The organism is Bacteroides fluxus YIT 12057, assembly GCF_000195635.1.
GTDB lineage: Bacteria > Bacteroidota > Bacteroidia > Bacteroidales > Bacteroidaceae > Bacteroides > Bacteroides fluxus.
Genome location: NZ_GL882633.1, coordinates 115,895 through 134,092 on the forward strand (window position 1 = coordinate 115,895; position 18,198 = coordinate 134,092).

General features: G+C 47.4%; 16 protein-coding genes. 12 read left to right on the plus strand and 4 right to left on the minus strand.

Going from position 1 to position 18,198, the window contains the following annotated elements; translation table 11 throughout:
* Positions 1–11: 11 nt before the first annotated feature.
* The 4 genes from HMPREF9446_RS09155 to HMPREF9446_RS18695 all read right to left on the minus strand — a co-directional run bounded on the left by HMPREF9446_RS09155 (position 12) and on the right by HMPREF9446_RS18695 (position 5,635).
* Positions 12–2,891, minus strand: coding sequence for a conserved domain protein (locus HMPREF9446_RS09155; protein ID WP_009125324.1), 2,880 nt, complete (start codon positions 2,889–2,891; stop codon positions 12–14).
* Between the two features lie 38 nt (positions 2,892–2,929).
* The gene (locus HMPREF9446_RS09160) at positions 2,930–4,186 is read right to left on the minus strand and encodes a radical SAM/SPASM domain-containing protein (protein WP_216593944.1); all 1,257 of its coding nucleotides are present in this window, start codon (positions 4,184–4,186) and stop codon (positions 2,930–2,932) included.
* Between the two features lie 39 nt (positions 4,187–4,225).
* Complete coding sequence (locus HMPREF9446_RS18690) at positions 4,226–4,432, minus strand: hypothetical protein (RefSeq protein WP_009125326.1); 207 nt, start codon at positions 4,430–4,432, stop codon at positions 4,226–4,228.
* A gap of 915 nt (positions 4,433–5,347) precedes the next feature.
* Positions 5,348–5,635, minus strand: a complete 288-nt coding sequence (locus HMPREF9446_RS18695; protein ID WP_009125330.1) for a hypothetical protein — start codon at positions 5,633–5,635, stop codon at positions 5,348–5,350.
* Positions 5,636–5,687: 52 nt separating this feature from the next.
* Between HMPREF9446_RS18695 and dxs the strand changes: the two genes are divergently transcribed.
* The 12 genes from dxs (at position 5,688) to nuoL (ending at position 18,197) form a co-directional block, all read left to right on the plus strand.
* Entirely contained in the window at positions 5,688–7,595 is a 1,908-nt protein-coding gene (gene dxs / locus HMPREF9446_RS09170) for a 1-deoxy-D-xylulose-5-phosphate synthase (RefSeq protein ID WP_009125331.1), read from the plus strand.
* A gap of 10 nt (positions 7,596–7,605) precedes the next feature.
* The gene (trkA, locus tag HMPREF9446_RS09175) at positions 7,606–8,946 is read left to right on the plus strand and encodes a Trk system potassium transporter TrkA (protein WP_039968921.1); all 1,341 of its coding nucleotides are present in this window, start codon (positions 7,606–7,608) and stop codon (positions 8,944–8,946) included.
* Between the two features lie 5 nt (positions 8,947–8,951).
* Complete coding sequence (locus tag HMPREF9446_RS09180; RefSeq protein WP_009125333.1) at positions 8,952–10,403, plus strand: TrkH family potassium uptake protein; 1,452 nt, start codon at positions 8,952–8,954, stop codon at positions 10,401–10,403.
* Between the two features lie 102 nt (positions 10,404–10,505).
* Positions 10,506–10,877, plus strand: coding sequence for a hypothetical protein (locus HMPREF9446_RS09185; RefSeq protein ID WP_009125334.1), 372 nt, complete (start codon positions 10,506–10,508; stop codon positions 10,875–10,877).
* A gap of 113 nt (positions 10,878–10,990) precedes the next feature.
* The gene (locus HMPREF9446_RS09190; protein WP_009125335.1) at positions 10,991–11,341 is read left to right on the plus strand and encodes an NADH-quinone oxidoreductase subunit A; all 351 of its coding nucleotides are present in this window, start codon (positions 10,991–10,993) and stop codon (positions 11,339–11,341) included.
* Positions 11,332–11,922, plus strand: coding sequence for an NADH-quinone oxidoreductase subunit B (locus tag HMPREF9446_RS09195; RefSeq protein ID WP_009125336.1), 591 nt, complete (start codon positions 11,332–11,334; stop codon positions 11,920–11,922). Before HMPREF9446_RS09190 ends, HMPREF9446_RS09195 begins: the two co-directional genes overlap by 10 nt.
* A 22-nt stretch (positions 11,923–11,944) precedes the next feature.
* Entirely contained in the window at positions 11,945–13,534 is a 1,590-nt protein-coding gene (locus tag HMPREF9446_RS09200; protein ID WP_039968923.1) for an NADH-quinone oxidoreductase subunit D, read from the plus strand.
* Positions 13,535–13,580: 46 nt separating this feature from the next.
* A complete protein-coding gene (nuoH, locus tag HMPREF9446_RS09205) occupies positions 13,581–14,657 on the plus strand; it encodes an NADH-quinone oxidoreductase subunit NuoH (protein ID WP_039968889.1) in 1,077 nt (358 codons plus the stop codon).
* A 205-nt stretch (positions 14,658–14,862) separates the two neighbouring features.
* The gene (locus HMPREF9446_RS09210; RefSeq protein WP_245532263.1) at positions 14,863–15,303 is read left to right on the plus strand and encodes a 4Fe-4S dicluster domain-containing protein; all 441 of its coding nucleotides are present in this window, start codon (positions 14,863–14,865) and stop codon (positions 15,301–15,303) included.
* Between the two features lie 30 nt (positions 15,304–15,333).
* The gene (locus HMPREF9446_RS09215) at positions 15,334–15,846 is read left to right on the plus strand and encodes an NADH-quinone oxidoreductase subunit J family protein (protein ID WP_009125340.1); all 513 of its coding nucleotides are present in this window, start codon (positions 15,334–15,336) and stop codon (positions 15,844–15,846) included.
* 124 nt (positions 15,847–15,970) lie between these two features.
* Positions 15,971–16,279: an NADH-quinone oxidoreductase subunit NuoK gene (gene nuoK / locus HMPREF9446_RS09220; protein WP_004289123.1), complete on the plus strand. Its 309-nt coding sequence runs from the start codon at positions 15,971–15,973 to the stop codon at positions 16,277–16,279.
* Positions 16,280–16,298: 19 nt separating this feature from the next.
* Entirely contained in the window at positions 16,299–18,197 is a 1,899-nt protein-coding gene (nuoL, locus tag HMPREF9446_RS09225) for an NADH-quinone oxidoreductase subunit L (RefSeq protein WP_009125341.1), read from the plus strand.
* Position 18,198: the final 1 nt, after the last annotated feature.

Genomic DNA, 18,198 nt, shown 5'->3' on the forward strand with positions numbered 1-18,198 from the left:
CTTTTTATCCGTCAACGTTTCTTCGGCCGGATGTTGAACTTATATTGTACGTGCAGCATGGCATATCGGGGCAACACATTGGTATAGGTCACCGTACGCGCCTGCGCATTGACGCCATACGTCACGTTGCTCAACCGGTTAAGGATATCGAAGCCATCGAGCATAAACACCCAGCGGCCCTTGAACGCCGTGTAACTGAGGCGGGCATTCCACACTACATCAGTGGTATTAAGGGCATTGTCGGCATAGCCGCGCCGCGTGTAGCAAGTGAGGTCGGTGGAAAGACCGAAGTTGGCAGGCAGCTTGAACACGCCGGTCACGCCGTAATTAAGTGTGGCAGCTTGAAATGGTGTGAAGTCCTCGCGAGTACTGCGGGTATCACGCCAAATGACATCGGCACGCAACCCTATTTTTTGTTTTCCCAACTGCCAGTCCAGTTTCAGATTCTCCGTCAAGAACCAGTTCTTCACGGTGGATTTCACAGGCTTCGTCACATCGACACCAATCATATCGCTCATGTGCGACTGCTCGGCACGGGAGATAGAGCTTAGCACGAACTGCTTCTTGCCGCCGAACTGCCACGAAAGCGTGTTGTTGATGAAACGGTTCCAGTTACCGTTGGTATTATAAGAGCGGATGGTGCGCACGCCAGTCTTGGAATCGTAGCTATATCCGCGTGTCAGCATGCTCTCGGTTATGCGATAACCCAACATTAGCGTATTATTGAACGCATTGCGTGATTGCATTGCCCAAATCAGCTCTATGTTATGGAGACGCTCGTTGTCCAAGCTTTCCACACCTTCGTAAATGTTCAACGGGTCGATGGCATCCTTGACGGGCACCAAGTGAGCCAAATCGGGCGTGCGGGGAGTTATCAGGTAGCTCAGTTTGAGACTTTGCGTGGCTTGCGATCCCATAAAAGGATCGTCCTTGAAAGCAAACCTATACATCATTTCCGTCCATGAGGCCAAAGCGAACGAAGCAGTGTTGCGGTTGACACGATGACGTTTGCCGCCACGCCTATAGTCTAACGACTGGTCAAAGATATAGACCCTAGGGGTTACGGTGAAAGAGAAACGTTTTGTCCAATGGCTCATACGCACCGACAACTGATGTGTATTATCCCGATAACGCGAAGTAAAACTGTTGTCAAGGTCTAACACGGACTGATAGCCGGCCGGGAGTGAACCAAATATACCTTCCTCTTCCAACCGGTCGAGCAGATAGCGGTGTGAGTCCTTGTCACGAACCTGGTGTGTAAAATAATATTCGGGCTGAATATAATCACTTTCATCAAGCCTGTACATGTAACCCACATTAGCCTTCAGCACATAGCTTTTATTCGGTTGGTTGTAGTATTCGTTCTGTTTGTAAGCCGCAGTGGATTCGTCACCGTAATTGATGGTATAATCCTTGAAGAGGTCAGATTTTTCCTCAATGTATTGTCCTCCGAAACTATAATTCAACCCGTCGGAGTTTTTCTTGAATTTGAAGCTGTTGCTGTACTGAAGGAACGCATCCAACCGATGTCCATCCTGTATATTGTTTTGCAGCGACCGGTTCATCAATCCGTCACGTTGATCCACGTATGCCTCCGAATAGATGTCGTCAATGATTTCCCGATTCATCGCCTGCTTCTCCTCATCGAACGTAGCCGCCGAATAGCTGCTGCTGTTCTCGTATTTGGTATAGTTGACTCTCTCATTAAGCTGACTCCAGATGTACTTCCCTTGTGTGCTAAACAAGTTGAATTGCTTGAACTCTGTGGTACGCCTCCGGGCACGGTTGTACTGATAATCATATGTATTGCCCGATGGCAACAAGTTGGTTCTCTCCGTACCAACGACACTATTGTCTGTCATTTGGACGAAAGTTGCATTACCTTGCAGTTGGGTTTTGCTTTTATTGAAACTGACATTATAGTCGATTCCCGTCTGACGTACCTTTTGATCACCCTTCGGCACACTCTCGGGTGTCCATGTCGTGTTCTGCCCCGGCTTGCGTTGGTCGTTCACGTTATTAATGCCGCCGAAAAAAGCAACTTGCGAATAGGGGGTGAAGTATAGTCCGAAAGCACGCCCCATATAGCGTTCTTCCGTTCCGCCTCCACCTTCAAGGTTCACCATCCAGCCGTGCTGATATTCCTTCTTGAGGCGCACATCCATCACGAAGTCCTTATCACCCATATCCCTGCCGTAGAACTCACTCTGCTTGCCGGCACGTTCATAAACGGAAATGTCTTTCACGGCGTATGCACCAAGGTTGTCCAACATCAGCTGGTTGTCCTTGCCGAAAAAATCGCGTCCATTCAGCAACAGGCTCTCCACAAATTTGCCATTGACGAATATCTGTCCGTTGTCTTTCACTTCCACCCCGGGAAGCTGAGCTACCAAAACATCCAACATGGAGCCTTCCGCCAATTGGAAGGCGCTGGCATCGTATATCAACGTATCGAGTTTGTGGTAAAACTTCACTTTGGAGGCAGTAACGGTCACCTCCTGCAACTGTCTGGCACGTGTCAAGTAGATAACCGGCAGTTCCCTCTTTTTTTCCCTGCTCCCCAAGTCTTTAATCTTCACCTCCATATATCCGGGGTCATACCCGTTGGCATCAGCTTCGATGATATAGTTTGTCTCCACGTTGCGGGGTACATAAAATATGTATCTTGAGAGATTCCTGACTACACTTCCGGTCTGAATCCTCCCTGTAGTCTTCATCGAGTCTATCACCGCTCCTTTCGCGCCAATGAGCCTCACCATTGCACCCTGCAAAGGAGTCTTCCCCAGATTCTCGTACACATATCCTTCTATTTCAAACTTACCTTTAGTCTGGGCCGAAACGGACAAACAGAGCCAACAAACAAAAGTAATTCCAAGTATTCTTCGCAACATATTTTTCAAGTATTTAGATTTATCAGTTTATTACGGCATTACTTCTTGTGTTTTTTAGTCAGATAGTGCAACCACAAATGCGTTTCTACATCCAGTTTCATCAATGGGCACACCTCTCTTCGGTCTGTTTTTTTGGCCTGTTGCATAAGTCTTAGGTAAGGACAGCCTCCCGAACAAACCGGCAGCAACACACATTCCCGACATTGCATATCATCGTAAGGGTCTGCACCTGCCAAATATTGCAATAACAGCCGTCTATTTGAAACTTTTCCCCAAATGTCACCCACTATGCGGTCTTGCTTGCCTACATCGTTCCAACATTTGTATATTTCTCCTTTCGGACCGATCACCGCAACATTTGAATTACGAATAGAACATTCCGAGAACTTATAAGAGGGATAAAAGTTCTTGAATTCCATTCCATGTTTCCGGAACAAGTTAACAAGAAAGGTAAACTTCTCCCTACTATTAAAAGCACAGCTATTATCGCCCGCCTGATCTTCTACAAAAGCCGGCGTTACATTTATATTTGCATAGTGTTTTTGATAGAAAAAGTCGAATACATAAATAAAATCATCCATATTACTATTATCAATATTAACACGGATATTAACATGTATATCTGGTACTAATTTATTCAACAAATCAATATTCTCTACAATCCGTTCAAAAGTAGGATATCCGCCTTTTAAAAAACGACGTTTATCATGTTCCTCCTGTAATCCATCAACCGTAATCTGAATTTTCTTAATGTCTAATAACTTCAATTGAGAAATAACAGACTCGTTCAAGAGATAACCATTGGTAATCATACCTGCGCTATATGCCAATCCCAATGATTGCATTTTGCGGGTCAACGACACTATTCTTTGAAAGGCCAATAACGGTTCTCCCCCAAACCAGGTGACATCTATTCTTTTAGCATCAGTTTTTCTTTTAACAAAGTCAATTATCCCATCCTCCACTTCATCCGTCATAAAAATATTATTATGCTCTCCTTCAAAACAATAGGGACAAGCAAAATTACATCCGAGAGTAGGGTTGATGGTAAGGCTTAAAAAATGATTGTCAAATCTACGAGTCATAACATGATACTTAACTTTCAAAAATTCCTCTACATCATCATCCACCACAGCCCTCATTCTTTTCAAGTTACTCATAAGAGTCTCATCCTCTGTCGAGAATATTTCTCCCGCTTTACAGTCAGCCAATAAATAAAATGTTTCTTTGGACAATTCGGCAAAAGCGTTAGAGAGGGAATTATAAAACAAATAAATTCCCTCTCTCTCAAACAAGATGTTATATCGTGACCAAATCATACGATATTACAACTTTTAAAATGAATAGCTACTACAAAAAAGTCCAGGGGAACAACCTCCACCCGAACATTGTCCATCATCATATTGACCACAATTACTTTGTTTTCCGTCTCCTATACACACCACATAATTCGTACAATTAGCAGCTCCCTCTATAAAAGACAGTTCCACCTCACTCAATACTTCTTCTTTCGGAAGTTCAACAAATTTAAATTTTTCCATAATAAATTAGATTTAAATATTTTGTTGCAAAATTGCCATAAAACGATATACACCAACGACATAAGTATCTCACAAAAGGTTTCTCACAGTCACAAACATAAAATTTATCAGCAGGAAAGAACAAGATAACAACAAGTCTGCTAGTCCAAGCATTCGTCTTTTATTTTTTTTAAATAAAATAGAATCAACACCGCAAATATATAAATTTATTTCAAATACCCATGCTGTCAAACCATTTTTTTATCTACAACAACTTTTTTTTCAAAAGACTTCATTTAGCACCTATAACCAGCAATATCTATCCAATAAACATATATTATACCATGAACGTATCAAAACTATACATCAAGTCCTCTATAATATAAGATTGGGAAACTTCAAAAAATTATAAAATTGCACAATCACATGATCAAACAACTGGCAGCTGCATCTATAAAAATATTTTACTTTCCAATTATCATCAAAGTGTTTTATATAAAAGTGTCTGTTGTGAATCATCGCAACTACGTATATAAGCATGGTACAACTTACAAATGCGTGTCATCCCCCTACCTTGGGAAGTTTATCCAGTACAACGGACAAGATTAAACGGTCGGTTACCTAATATCTATTCTCTTCTTCACTGTGGAAAGAATAAATAGTCACATCTTTCTCCTTAACATCCACAAAGCAGAAATTTGACAACTGCAATAAATCAGTTTAATAGGACTTTCCCTATTTTTTCTTCCCCAAAGAGCCATCCATCCGTTTTCTTTTGATATTTTTGCATTGTGTAATCTTCATAATGAACGATGAAAACAGAACCAACGACATACAACTTGCTAAATTCTATTTCACTTCCCGAAGATTTGCGCCAATAGAGCGTGGAGCAACTTCCCGAAATCTGCAAGTCAGTACAATATCCTATTTTACTCTTTAAATAGTCACAGGCATACATTGACAAGACCTTGCCTCCTTATCGGCAAGCTTTTGCCACACAATTGGCAAAACTTTGCCATCGCTTTGGCAAAACTTTGCCACCGCTTTGGCAAAAGCTTGCCAAGGGACAGGCAATAGGCTGGCAAAATTACTCGCTGATTTACAGAAAACTACAAACACATCTAAAATTACAACATAGGTAGAATGAAAGAGAAGCAACCGAATTGGCGTTCTAAACACGGCAATCGGGCAGCTACCCGCCAACTTTTTTCCGGAAAACTCCATGACATCCGTTTTCTTTTGTTATTTTTGCATTTTGTAATCTTCATAATGAACGATGAGAACAGAACCAACAACATATAACTTGCTAAATTCCATTTCACTTCCCGAAGATTTGCGCCGGCTGAGCGTGGAGCAACTTCCCGAAATCTGCAAAGAACTGCGGCAAGACATCATTAAAGAAGTTTCTTGCAATCCCGGACATTTTGCCGCCAGCCTGGGTACGGTAGAACTGACCGTGGCACTGCATTATGTTTACAACACCCCTTACGACCGTATCGTCTGGGACGTAGGACACCAGGCGTACGGCCATAAAATATTGACCGGACGCCGCGAAGCATTCTCCACCAACCGTAAATTCAAAGGTATCCGCCCCTTTCCTTCACCGGAGGAAAGCGAGTACGACACCTTTACCTGCGGACATGCCTCAAACTCCATTTCGGCAGCCCTCGGCATGGCAGTAGCCGCAGCCCGGAAAGGGGAAAAAGACCGGCATGTGGTTGCCATCATAGGAGACGGAAGCATGAGTGGCGGACTGGCATTCGAAGGATTGAACAATGCCTCCTCTACAGCCAACAACCTGCTCATTATCTTGAATGACAATGACATGGCAATAGACCGCAGCGTGGGCGGCATGAAACAGTATTTGTTCAATCTGACTACAAGCAACCGCTATAACCAGTTGCGCTTCAAAACCTCCAAACTACTGTTCAAGATGGGTGTCCTGAACGAAGACCGCCGCAAGGCTCTTATCCGCTTTGCCAATAGCCTGAAGTCCATGGCAGCCCAACAGCAAAATATATTCGAAGGGATGAATATCCGTTACTTCGGTCCCGTTGACGGACACGACGTGAAGAATATAGCCCGTATCCTCCGGGATATCAAGGACATGGAAGGTCCCAAGATCCTGCATCTGCATACTGTCAAAGGAAAAGGATTTGAGCCCGCCGAAAAAGAACCCGGCATCTGGCATGCACCGGGCAAGTTCAATCCGGAAACCGGAAAACGCATCAAGGCAGATACCAGCAACCTGCCTCCCCTCTTCCAGGACGTATTCGGAGAAACGCTCATTGAGCTGGCTGAACAAAACCCAAGAATCATCGGTGTCACACCCGCCATGCCTACAGGATGCTCCATGAACAAAATGATGGAAGCCATGCCCGGCCGTGCCTTTGACGTGGGTATAGCCGAAGGACATGCAGCTACTTTCTCCGGCGGCATGGCCAAGGAAGGAATGCAGCCTTTCTGCAACATTTATTCTTCCTTCATGCAACGGGCGTACGACAATGTGATCCACGACATCGCCATCCTCCGGCTTCCTGTAGTGCTCTGCCTCGACCGTGCCGGACTGGTCGGTGAAGACGGCCCTACCCATCACGGTGTCTTCGACTTGGCCTATTTCCGTCCGATACCCAACCTTACCCTGTCTTCCCCGATGAATGAGCATGAGTTGCGCCGGCTGATGTACACGGCACAACTGCCGGACAAAGGCCCGTTCGTCATCCGCTATCCTCGTGGCCGCGGTGTATTGCTGGACTGGAAATGTCCGTTGGAAGAAATCCCGGTAGGCAAGGGCCGGAAGCTGAAAGACGGAAAGGATATCGCCGTGCTGACCCTTGGCCCGATAGGAAATATCGCGGCAAAGGCCATTGAACAGGCCGAAAAAGAAAAAGGAATTTCCATCGCCCACTACGACCTGCGTTTCCTGAAACCGCTGGACGAAGAACTGCTGCATGAAGTGGGACGCAAATTCCAACGCATCGTCACCGTCGAAGACGGTATCCGGAAGGGCGGCATGGGCAGTGCCGTACTGGAATTTATGGCAGACAACGGATATGCCCCGCACATACGGCGTATCGGCGTACCCGACACGTTTATAGAACATGGAACCATACAGGAGTTGTATCACTTGTGTGGAATGGATGAAGAAGGGATCTGCCAATCAATTATAAATTTTGAATTATGAATTAAACAAAGTGAAGATAATCATTGCAGGTGCCGGCGCAGTAGGCACACACTTAGCCAAGCTATTGTCTCGCGAAAAACAGGACATCATTCTGATGGACGACAACGAAGAGAGGTTGAGTACCTTGAGTTCCAACTTCGATTTAATGACGGTCACAGCCTCCCCCACCTCCATAAAAGGATTAAAGGAAGTGGGAGCAGGTGAGGCAGACCTGCTCATCGCCGTCACTCCCGACGAAAGCCGGAACATGACCGCATGCATGCTGGCCACCAACCTCGGCACACAAAAGACGGTTGCCCGCATCGACAACTACGAATACTTGCTTCCAAAGAACAAGGAATTCTTTCAGAAATTAGGTGTAGATTCGCTGATTTATCCGGAGATGCTTGCCGCCAAAGAGATCGTATCTTCCATCCGTATGAGTTGGGTACGCCAGTGGTGGGAATTCTGCGGGGGCGCCTTGATACTGATAGGTACCAAAATGCGCGAGAAAGCCGAGATTCTGAATATCCCCCTCCATCAGTTAGGCGGTCCGGAACTGCCCTACCACGTAGTAGCCATCAAACGGAACAACGAGACACTGATTCCGCGGGGCGACGATGTCATCAAGCTGCATGATATCGTTTATTTCACCACTACCCGGAAATACATCCCCTATATCCGCAAGATAGCCGGTAAAGAAGATTATCCCGACGTACGCAATGTCATGATTATGGGCGGAAGCCGTATTGCCGTACGAACCGCGCAGTATGTGCCGGACTATATGCAGGTGAAAATCATAGACAACGACTTGGCGCGCTGCAACCGGCTGACAGAAATCCTGGATGACAAGACCATGATTATCAATGGTGACGGACGTGACATGGACTTGCTTGTAGAAGAAGGATTAAAAAACACGGAAGCATTTGTCGCCCTTACCGGAAACTCGGAAACCAACATTCTGGCCTGCCTCGCCGCCAAACGCATGGGAGTCAGAAAAACGGTAGCAGAAGTAGAAAACATTGATTATATAGGTATGGCAGAAAGCCTGGATATCGGTACCGTCATCAATAAGAAGATGATTTCCGCCAGCCACATTTACCAGATGATGCTCGATGCGGACGTCAGCAACGTGAAATGCCTGACATTCGCCAATGCGGATGTAGCGGAGTTTACGGTAAAAGCCGGTTCTAAAATCACCAGACATCCGGTAAAGGACCTCGGGCTGCCCAAGGGGACTACCATCGGAGGACTCATCCGCCAGGGTGAAGGTGTGGTGGTAATGGGTAACACACTGATACAGCCCGGTGACCATGTGGTTGTATTCTGCCTGAACATGATGATTAAGAAAATAGAAAAGTACTTTAATTAAAGGCCGTGATCAACTTTAAGACAATCATACGTATTATCGGTATATTGCTGCTGCTGGAGACTGTGATGTTCCTCTGCTGCTCCGGCGTATCCTATTATTACGGAGAAGGTGACCTGGCAGCCTTCTGGAAGGCGGGAGCCATCACAGCAGGAGCCGGTTTGCTGCTTGCCGCCCTCGGAAGGGAAGGCGAACACCAGCTGACACGTCGTGACGGATATGTCCTGGTCAGCTTTGCATGGGTGGCATTCTCGCTCTTCGGCATGCTTCCATTCTATATCGGCGGCTATATACCCGATATCACCAATGCTTTCTTCGAAACAATGTCCGGTTTCAGCAGTACAGGCGCCACCATTCTGGATGACATAGAGTCGCTGCCACACGGTATCTTGTTCTGGCGTAGCATGACGCAATGGATCGGCGGCCTGGGTATCATCATGTTTACAATTGCCGTACTGCCTATCTTCGGTGTCAGCGGCTTACAGGTTTTCGCCGCAGAAGCCAGCGGCCCTACCCACGATAAGGTGCACCCGCGCATCGGCATCACCGCCAAATGGATATGGAGCATCTATGCAGGAATCACCGGGATTCTCGTCGCATTGCTGATGTTGGGAGGAATGAACTGGTTCGACAGTATCTGCCATGCCTTTGCCACCACGGGAACCGGCGGATTCTCAACCAAGCAAGCCAGTGTAGCCTACTACAACTCACCTTATATAGAATATGTCATCTCCACCTTCATGTTTGTCTCCGGCATCAACTTTACCTTGCTGCTACTGTTCGTCAACCGGAAATTCAAGAAATTCATCGGTAACGCGGAATTGAAATGGTACTTCTGGTCAGTGGTCTCCTTTACCGCCGTCATAGCTGTGGTGCTTTACTATACCAGCCCGATGGGGGTAGAAGAATCCTTCCGTAAATCTCTGTTCCAAGTGATTTCCCTGCAAACCTCAACCGGTTTTGCCACGGACGACTATATGACGTGGCCTCCTGTCCTTTGGGGGCTGCTTACCATCATCATGGTGATGGGAGCCTGCGCAGGCAGTACGACGGGCGGACTGAAATGCATCCGCATGGTGATACTCTCAAAAGTTTCCCGCAATGAATTCAAACATATAATCCATCCCAATGCCGTGTTGCCGGTAAGGATCAACAAACAGGTAATCCCTCCGTCCATCGTATCGACAGTCCTTGCTTTCTGTTTCCTCTATCTGATTATAATCATAATCAGTGTATTGTTGATGATGGCCATGGGAATCGGCGCCGAAGAGGCCGTGGGTTGCGTCATTTCCAGTATTGGCAATATGGGCCCCGGACTGGGTGAATGCGGCCCCGCTTACTCCTGGAACGCCTTGCCCGATATAGCCAAATGGCTGTTGGCGTTTCTTATGCTATTGGGACGTTTGGAATTGTTCACCGTACTATTATTGTTTACCCCTGCATTCTGGAAACGGAATTGATTTAGGATAAAAAGTGTAAAAATAGCTTTTTTTGTTATGCGGAGATAGCAAAATGAGAGATACTTATTATATCTTTGCGGCTTGAAAAGAGAGAATTGTGGTATGAAGCAATGCATAAAACTTAGTATAATCATCATACTCGCAGCCTTACTGCACAACGGTGCAACGAAAGCCGCGGACTTTTTATGCACTCCTGCCAGTAACCCAACCGAATGTTGTTTTCTGTCACAAGCTCCTGCCACACAGCAAGCCGTTCAAAACTTCTACGATCATTTCTACACTGTCTCCCTCTACATGGAGCACGTGGACAGTACACAAGTGCCCGGCAACAAAAGTATCTTGTTGCGTACAAACTTGTTCAGAATGCAGCTACATGCCCATTCGCCGGAGTGCGACCGCTTGTTGTACTTATCTCCCCATCCGGTGCCCGATACCAATTATTATATATTCGGGCTAAGAAAGATAATCATTTAATAAAAGGCAGACAAGCGCATTAGCTTGCTTGCAAGCCCCGCCGGACAACAAATCAGAGGTTTTGTCATCCGACGCGATGTATCTATATTAATATCTAAAATCTTATCAGGTTTATGAACTTTACTTTGTTAGTGGTCGTCCTGTTGACGGCAATCGCTTTCGTGGGTATCGTCATCGCGCTTTCAAATGCGATAGCTCCCCGTTCGTACAATCCGCAGAAGATGGAACCGTACGAATGTGGTATTCCTACCCGCGGCAAATCATGGATGCAGTTCCGGGTAGGATACTACCTGTTTGCCATCTTGTTCCTGATGTTCGAAGTGGAAACGGTATTCCTGTTTCCATGGGCAGTCATCACCCGTGAATTAGGAGTGGCAGGACTTTTCAGTGTTTTATTTTTCCTGATTATATTGGTTCTGGGCCTTGCATACGCCTGGAGGAAAGGAGCTTTGGAATGGAAATAACGAAGAAACCGAAAATAAAATCTATCCCTTATGAGGAGTTTACCGACAACGAAACGTTGGAGAAACTGGTCCGGGAACTTAACGCAGGAGGTGCCAATGTGGCTCTCGGCGTACTGGACGATTTCGTCAACTGGGGACGCAGCAATTCATTGTGGCCCCTTACCTTTGCAACCAGCTGTTGCGGTATCGAATTCATGGCCCTCGGTGCAGCCCGCTATGACATGGCGCGCTTCGGGTTTGAAGTAGCCCGTGCCAGTCCTCGCCAGGCAGATATGATTATGGTCTGCGGAACCATCACGAACAAGATGGCCCCGGTACTGAAACGCCTTTACGACCAGATGGCGGATCCGAAATATGTGATAGCCGTAGGAGGTTGTGCAGTCAGCGGAGGACCTTTCAAGAAGTCCTACCACGTAGTGAACGGTGTGGACAAGATTCTACCGGTAGACGTCTATATCCCCGGCTGCCCTCCACGTCCGGAGGCATTCTACTACGGAATGATGCAACTGCAACGCAAAGTGAAAATCGAGAATTATTTCGGTGGAGTGAACAGACAAAAAGAAAAGCCGAAAGAAGAGTAATTTAGTTATGACTAATCCCAATATGGAAATAAAGTACATAGAGCCGTCAGCCCTGCACGACGAAATGCTGCGTCTGCGGAAAGAGAAACAGATGGACTTCCTGGAGTGCCTCAGCGGTATGGATTGGGGAGTGCCTGATGAAAAAGACGCGCCGGACACGCCTCGCGGACTCGGTGTGGTCTATCTTTTAGAGTCAACCGTCACCGGTGAACGTATGGCAATACGCACCGCTACCCTGAACCGGGAACGCCCCGAGCTCCCCTCTGTCAGTGACATATGGAAAGCCGCTGATTTCAACGAACGCGAAGTATATGACTTCTACGGCATTGTTTTCATCGGCCACCCCGATATGCGCCGCCTCTACCTGCGCAATGACTGGGTAGGCTACCCCATGCGTAAGGACAACGATCCCGAAAAGGATAATCCGCTGCGTATGGACAACGAAGAGACGATTGACACCACCACTGAACTGGAACTGAACCCGGACGGCACCGTCAAGAATAAAGAGCTGCAACTGTTCGGAGATGAAGAATATGTAGTGAACATAGGCCCCCAGCACCCCGCCACACACGGAGTCATGCGCTTCCGTGTATCATTGGAGGGTGAGATTATCGACAAGATCGATGCCAACTGCGGCTATATCCACCGGGGCATCGAAAAGATGTGCGAAAGCCTGACTTACCCGCAGACTTTAGCCCTGACCGACCGTCTGGACTATCTGGGCGCACACCAGAACCGCCATGCCTTGTGTATGTGCATCGAGAAGGCAATGGGTGTAGAAGTGAGCGAACGTGTGCAGTATATACGTACCATCATGGATGAACTGCAACGGATAGATTCTCACCTGCTGTTCTATTCCTGCCTTGCCATGGACTTGGGCGCGCTGACCGCCTTTTTCTACGGTTTCCGTGACCGTGAGAAAATACTCGACATCTTCGAGGAAACCTGCGGCGGACGCCTCATCATGAACTATAACACCATCGGCGGCGTACAGGCAGACATTGCGCCCGGTTTCGTAAAAAAGGTGAAAGAGTTCATCCCCTATCTCCGTGGTATCCTGCACGAATACCATGACGTATTCACCGGAAATATCATTGCGCAGCAACGTCTGAAAGGAGTGGGTGTACTCTCACGGGAAGACGCCATCGCCTTCGGAGCCACCGGAGGTACCGGACGTGCCAGCGGCTGGGCCTGCGACGTGCGCAAACGAATGCCGTATGCTGTATATAATAAGGTGGAATTCAAGGAAATTATCCGCACCGAAGGTGATTCATGGGCACGCTACCTTATCCGTATGGATGAAATACTGGAAAGTCTGAAAATTATCGAGCAATTGATTGACAACATCCCGGAAGGTGCTTATCAGGAGAAGATGAAACCGATTATCCGTGTGCCGGAAGGCACCTACTATGCAGCCGTGGAAGGCAGTCGCGGCGAGTTCGGCGTTTTCCTTGAAAGCCACGGCGACAAGATGCCCTACCGCCTGCATTTCCGCAGTACGGGACTGCCATTGGTATCAACCGTAAATACCATTTGCCGCGGAGCTAAGATAGCCGACCTTATCGCCATCGGCGGAACATTGGATTATGTAGTACCGGATATTGACAGATGAGAGATAATTATAAATTCTAAATTCATAATTCAAAATTCAAAACACCGTGTTTGACTTTAGTATAGTAACCAACTGGATTCACCAGACGCTGACTTCCCTGATGCCGGAAGGTCTGGCTATATTCCTTGAATGTGTGGTGATTGGCATATGTATCATTCTGATGTATGCCATACTTGCCATCATCCTGATATACATGGAGCGTAAAATATGCGCCTTTTTCCAATGTCGCCTCGGCCCGATGCGTGTGGGAAAATGGGGATTGCTCCAAGTGCCCTGCGACGTCATCAAGATGTTGACAAAGGAAATCATCGACTTGAAGTTTTCTGACCGGCTCCTTTACAACTTGGCCCCGTTCATGGTAATCATCGCTTCATTCCTGACATTCGCCTGCCTGCCCATCAATAAAGGGCTGGAGGTACTGGACTTCAACGTGGGCGTATTCTTCCTGCTGGCCGCTTCGAGTATCGGCGTAGTAGGTATCCTGCTGGCGGGCTGGAGCTCCAACAACAAATTCTCTTTGATCGGAGCCATGCGAAGCGGCGCGCAAATCATCAGTTATGAATTGTCCTGCGGATTGAGCATATTGACAATGGTAGTTCTGATGGGTACCATGCAGTTCTCCGAAATCGTGGAAGGGCAAGCCGACGGATGGTTCATCTTCAAAGGACATATTCCCGCACTGATTGCCTTTATCATCTACCTCATCGCCGGCAATGCGGAGACCAACCGTGGTCCTTTCGACTTGCCCGAAGCGGAGAGTGAGCTGACAGCCGGTTATCATACGGAATATTCCGGTATGGGATTCGGTTTCTTCTACCTCGCCGAATACTTGAACCTGTTCATCGTGGCTTCCGTAGCCGCCACCATCTTCCTGGGAGGCTGGATGCCGCTTCATATTGCAGGGTTGGACGGCTTCAATGCCTTGATGGACTACATTCCCGGTTTTGTCTGGTTTTTCGGAAAAGCCTTTTTCGTAGTCTTCCTGCTGATGTGGATCAAATGGACTTTCCCGCGCCTGCGTATCGACCAGATCTTGAACTTAGAGTGGAAATATCTGGTTCCCATCTCCATGGTGAACTTGATTCTGATGGTATTAATTGTAGTATTCGACTTGCACTTTTAAAGCCGCTCCCCTCTATCCCCTCCCCCGCAGGGAGGGGAAGGAGATAGTATTGAAGTATAAAAGAGATAATATAAAAGAATATATGAAAGTAGATGATAGATATATAGATAAAGGCAACCCGTCTTCCCTCCCTACAGGGGAGAGGCCGGGGGAGAGACTTTACTTCGTCAAGCTTTTCCGCGGCATCACCTCTTTGTTGACGGGTATGAAAACGACCATGACCGTATTCTGCCGTAAAAAGACTACCGAACAGTATCCGGAAAACCGCGCGACCCTGAAACTCTCCGACCGTTTCCGCGGCACGCTGACCATGCCCCATAACGCCAACAACGAGCACCATTGTGTAGCCTGCGGCCTGTGCCAGACGGCTTGTCCCAATGACACAATCAAAGTGACAAGCGAAATGATTGAAACGGAAGAAGGCAAGAAAAAGAAAATCCTGGCAAAATATGAATACGACCTCGGTTCATGCATGTTCTGCCAGCTTTGCGTGAACGCCTGTCCGCACGATGCCATCATGTTCGACCAGGACTTTGAGCATGCCGTATTTGACCGGAGCAAATTAGTGCTGACACTGAACCGTCCGGGCAGTCACGTGGAAGAAAAAAAGAAACCTGCCACTCCCAAAGAAGAGATGACAAAGTAATTTGTAATTAATAACTTGTAATTAGACAACATGGAAATAAATCTTGAAACAGTAGTATTCTACTTCCTTGCGGCTTTTATTACCGTATTTTCCATCCTGACGGTAACCACCCACCGTATGGTACGCTCGGCTACTTACCTGCTGTTCGTACTTTTCGGAACAGCCGGCATCTACTTCCTGCTGGGCTATACCTTCCTCGGTTCCGTCCAGATTATGGTCTATGCCGGCGGTATTGTTGTGCTATATGTCTTCTCCATCCTGCTTACCAGTGGTGAAGGTGACATCGCAGGCAAACTGAAACGCAGCAAGTTCCTTGCCGGATTGGGAACTACCATAGGAGGTGCCGTCATAGTATTGTTCATTACCCTGAACCATAAGTTCATCGCCACTACCGATGTGGAACCTCTGGAGGTCAACATCAAGACCATCGGCCATCACATGCTGAGTGGTGACAAATATGGATACCTGCTGCCCTTCGAAGCAGTCAGCATCCTGTTGCTGGCATGTATCGTGGGTGGCTTGCTTATCGCCCGGAAACGGTAAGATTGATGATTTTATGATTTATGATTTATAAGCCGCGCAATAGGTTGTAAATCACAAATCACAATTCATAAATCATCAGTGCACATTCTAAATCATAAATTATAAATCATAAATCATAATTCTTATGATCCACATGGAATATTATCTGATAGTTTCGGCTATCATGTTCTTCGCCGGTATTTACGGGTTCTTCACCCGACGCAACACACTGGCGATACTTATCAGCATCGAGCTGATTCTGAACGCCACGGATATCAACTTCGCGGTATTCAACCGTTTTCTGTTCCCCGGAGGACTGGAGGGATATTTCTTCTCCCTGTTTTCCATCGCCATCTCGGCGGCAGAAACGGCAGTAGCTATTGCCATCATGATCAACATCTACCGTAATATCCGCAGTATCCAAGTAAACAAACTGGACGAACTGAAATGGTAAAACCTAATAATTTAAAGAAATGGAATATACAATTCTAATCCTTCTCCTTCCTTTCCTCTCCTTCCTTACCTTAGGACTGGGAGGCAAATGGATGTCACACCGCACTGCCGGGCTGATCGGCACCGTGGTGTTGGGTGCGGTAGCAGTACTTTCCTACCTCACTGCAGGACTGTACTTCAGCGCTCCCCGACTGGCTGACGGTACATATGCCACACTGATGCCCTACAATTTCACATGGCTGCCGTTCACACCGTCACTCAGTATCGACATGGGCATTCTGCTCGACCCGATTTCAGTCATGATGCTGATTGTCATAAGTACCGTTTCATTCATGGTACATATCTATTCTTTCGGCTATATGAAAGGCGAACGCGGTTTCCAGAGATACTATGCTTTCCTTTCCTTGTTCACCATGTCCATGCTGGGACTGGTAGTAGCCACGAACATTTTCCAGATGTACCTCTTCTGGGAATTGGTAGGCGTGTCTTCTTATCTGCTGATCGGTTTCTACTATACCAAACCGGCCGCCATTGCCGCCAGCAAGAAAGCATTCATCGTCACCCGCTTTGCCGACCTGGGATTCTTGATAGGTATTCTCGTTTACGGTTATTATGCCGGAACCTATACTTTCCATCCCAACGAAATGGCATTGGTTAAAGGCGGTGCTGCCATGCTTCCATTAGCCTTGGGACTGATGTTTATCGGTGGCGCCGGAAAAAGCGCCATGTTCCCGCTGCACATCTGGTTGCCGGATGCCATGGAAGGACCTACTCCGGTCAGCGCCTTGATTCATGCCGCAACGATGGTGGTCGCAGGTGTTTACCTGGTAGCGCGCATGTTCCCCTTGTTCATAGCATACGCCCCGGATGTACTGCATATCATAGCATACGTAGGCGCCTTTACCGCTTTCTATGCCGCCAGCGTTGCCTGTGTGCAAAGCGACATCAAACGTGTACTCGCATTTTCCACCATCTCACAAATCGGCTTCATGATTGTGGCGTTGGGCGTATGCACATCGTCCGATCCCCATCATGGCGGGTTGGGTTATATGGCAGGGATGTACCATCTGTTCACTCATGCCATGTTCAAGGCATTGCTCTTCCTCGGCGCCGGCAGCATTATCCATGCGGTTCACAGCAACGAGATGTCTGCTATGGGCGGACTGAGAAAGTATATGCCTATCACGCATATCACATTCCTGATAGCCTGTCTGGCCATCGCCGGTATCCCCCCGTTCTCCGGATTCTTCTCCAAAGACGAGATACTGACAGCCTGTTTCCAGTTCAGCCCTGTCATGGGATGGATCATGACCGTCATCGCAGGAATGACAGCATTCTACATGTTCCGCCTTTATTACGGCATCTTCTGGGGAACGGAAAACAAAGAACTCCATGCCGGACATACACCGCATGAAAGCCCGTTGACGATGACCATCCCCTTGATGTTCCTCGCAGCGATAACAGTGGTAGGAGGTTGGCAAACCGTCCTTCCTTTCGGGCATTTCATCAGTTCCAACGGTACGGAATACAATATTCATCTCGATTGGGCAGTGGCAGGCACAAGTATCGCCGTCGCCATTGCCGCCATCGCGATGGCGACCTATATCTATGCAGGCAGCAAGCAACCTGTCGCCAACGCACTTGCCCGCCGCTTTAAAGGTTTGTGGACAGCCGCTTATCACCGTTTCTATATGGATGAAGTCTATCAGTTCATTACTCACCGCATCATCTTCGCCTGCATCTGCCGCCCTATTGCGTGGTGGGACCGCCATGTGGTTGATGGTTTCTTCAATTTCCTTGCCTGGAGTGCCGAAGCCACCAGTGACGAGATACGCGGCCTGCAAAGCGGACGTATCCAGCAATATACATTTGTATTCCTGTTGGGTACCCTCGCATTGATACTGCTGTTGTTACTATAAC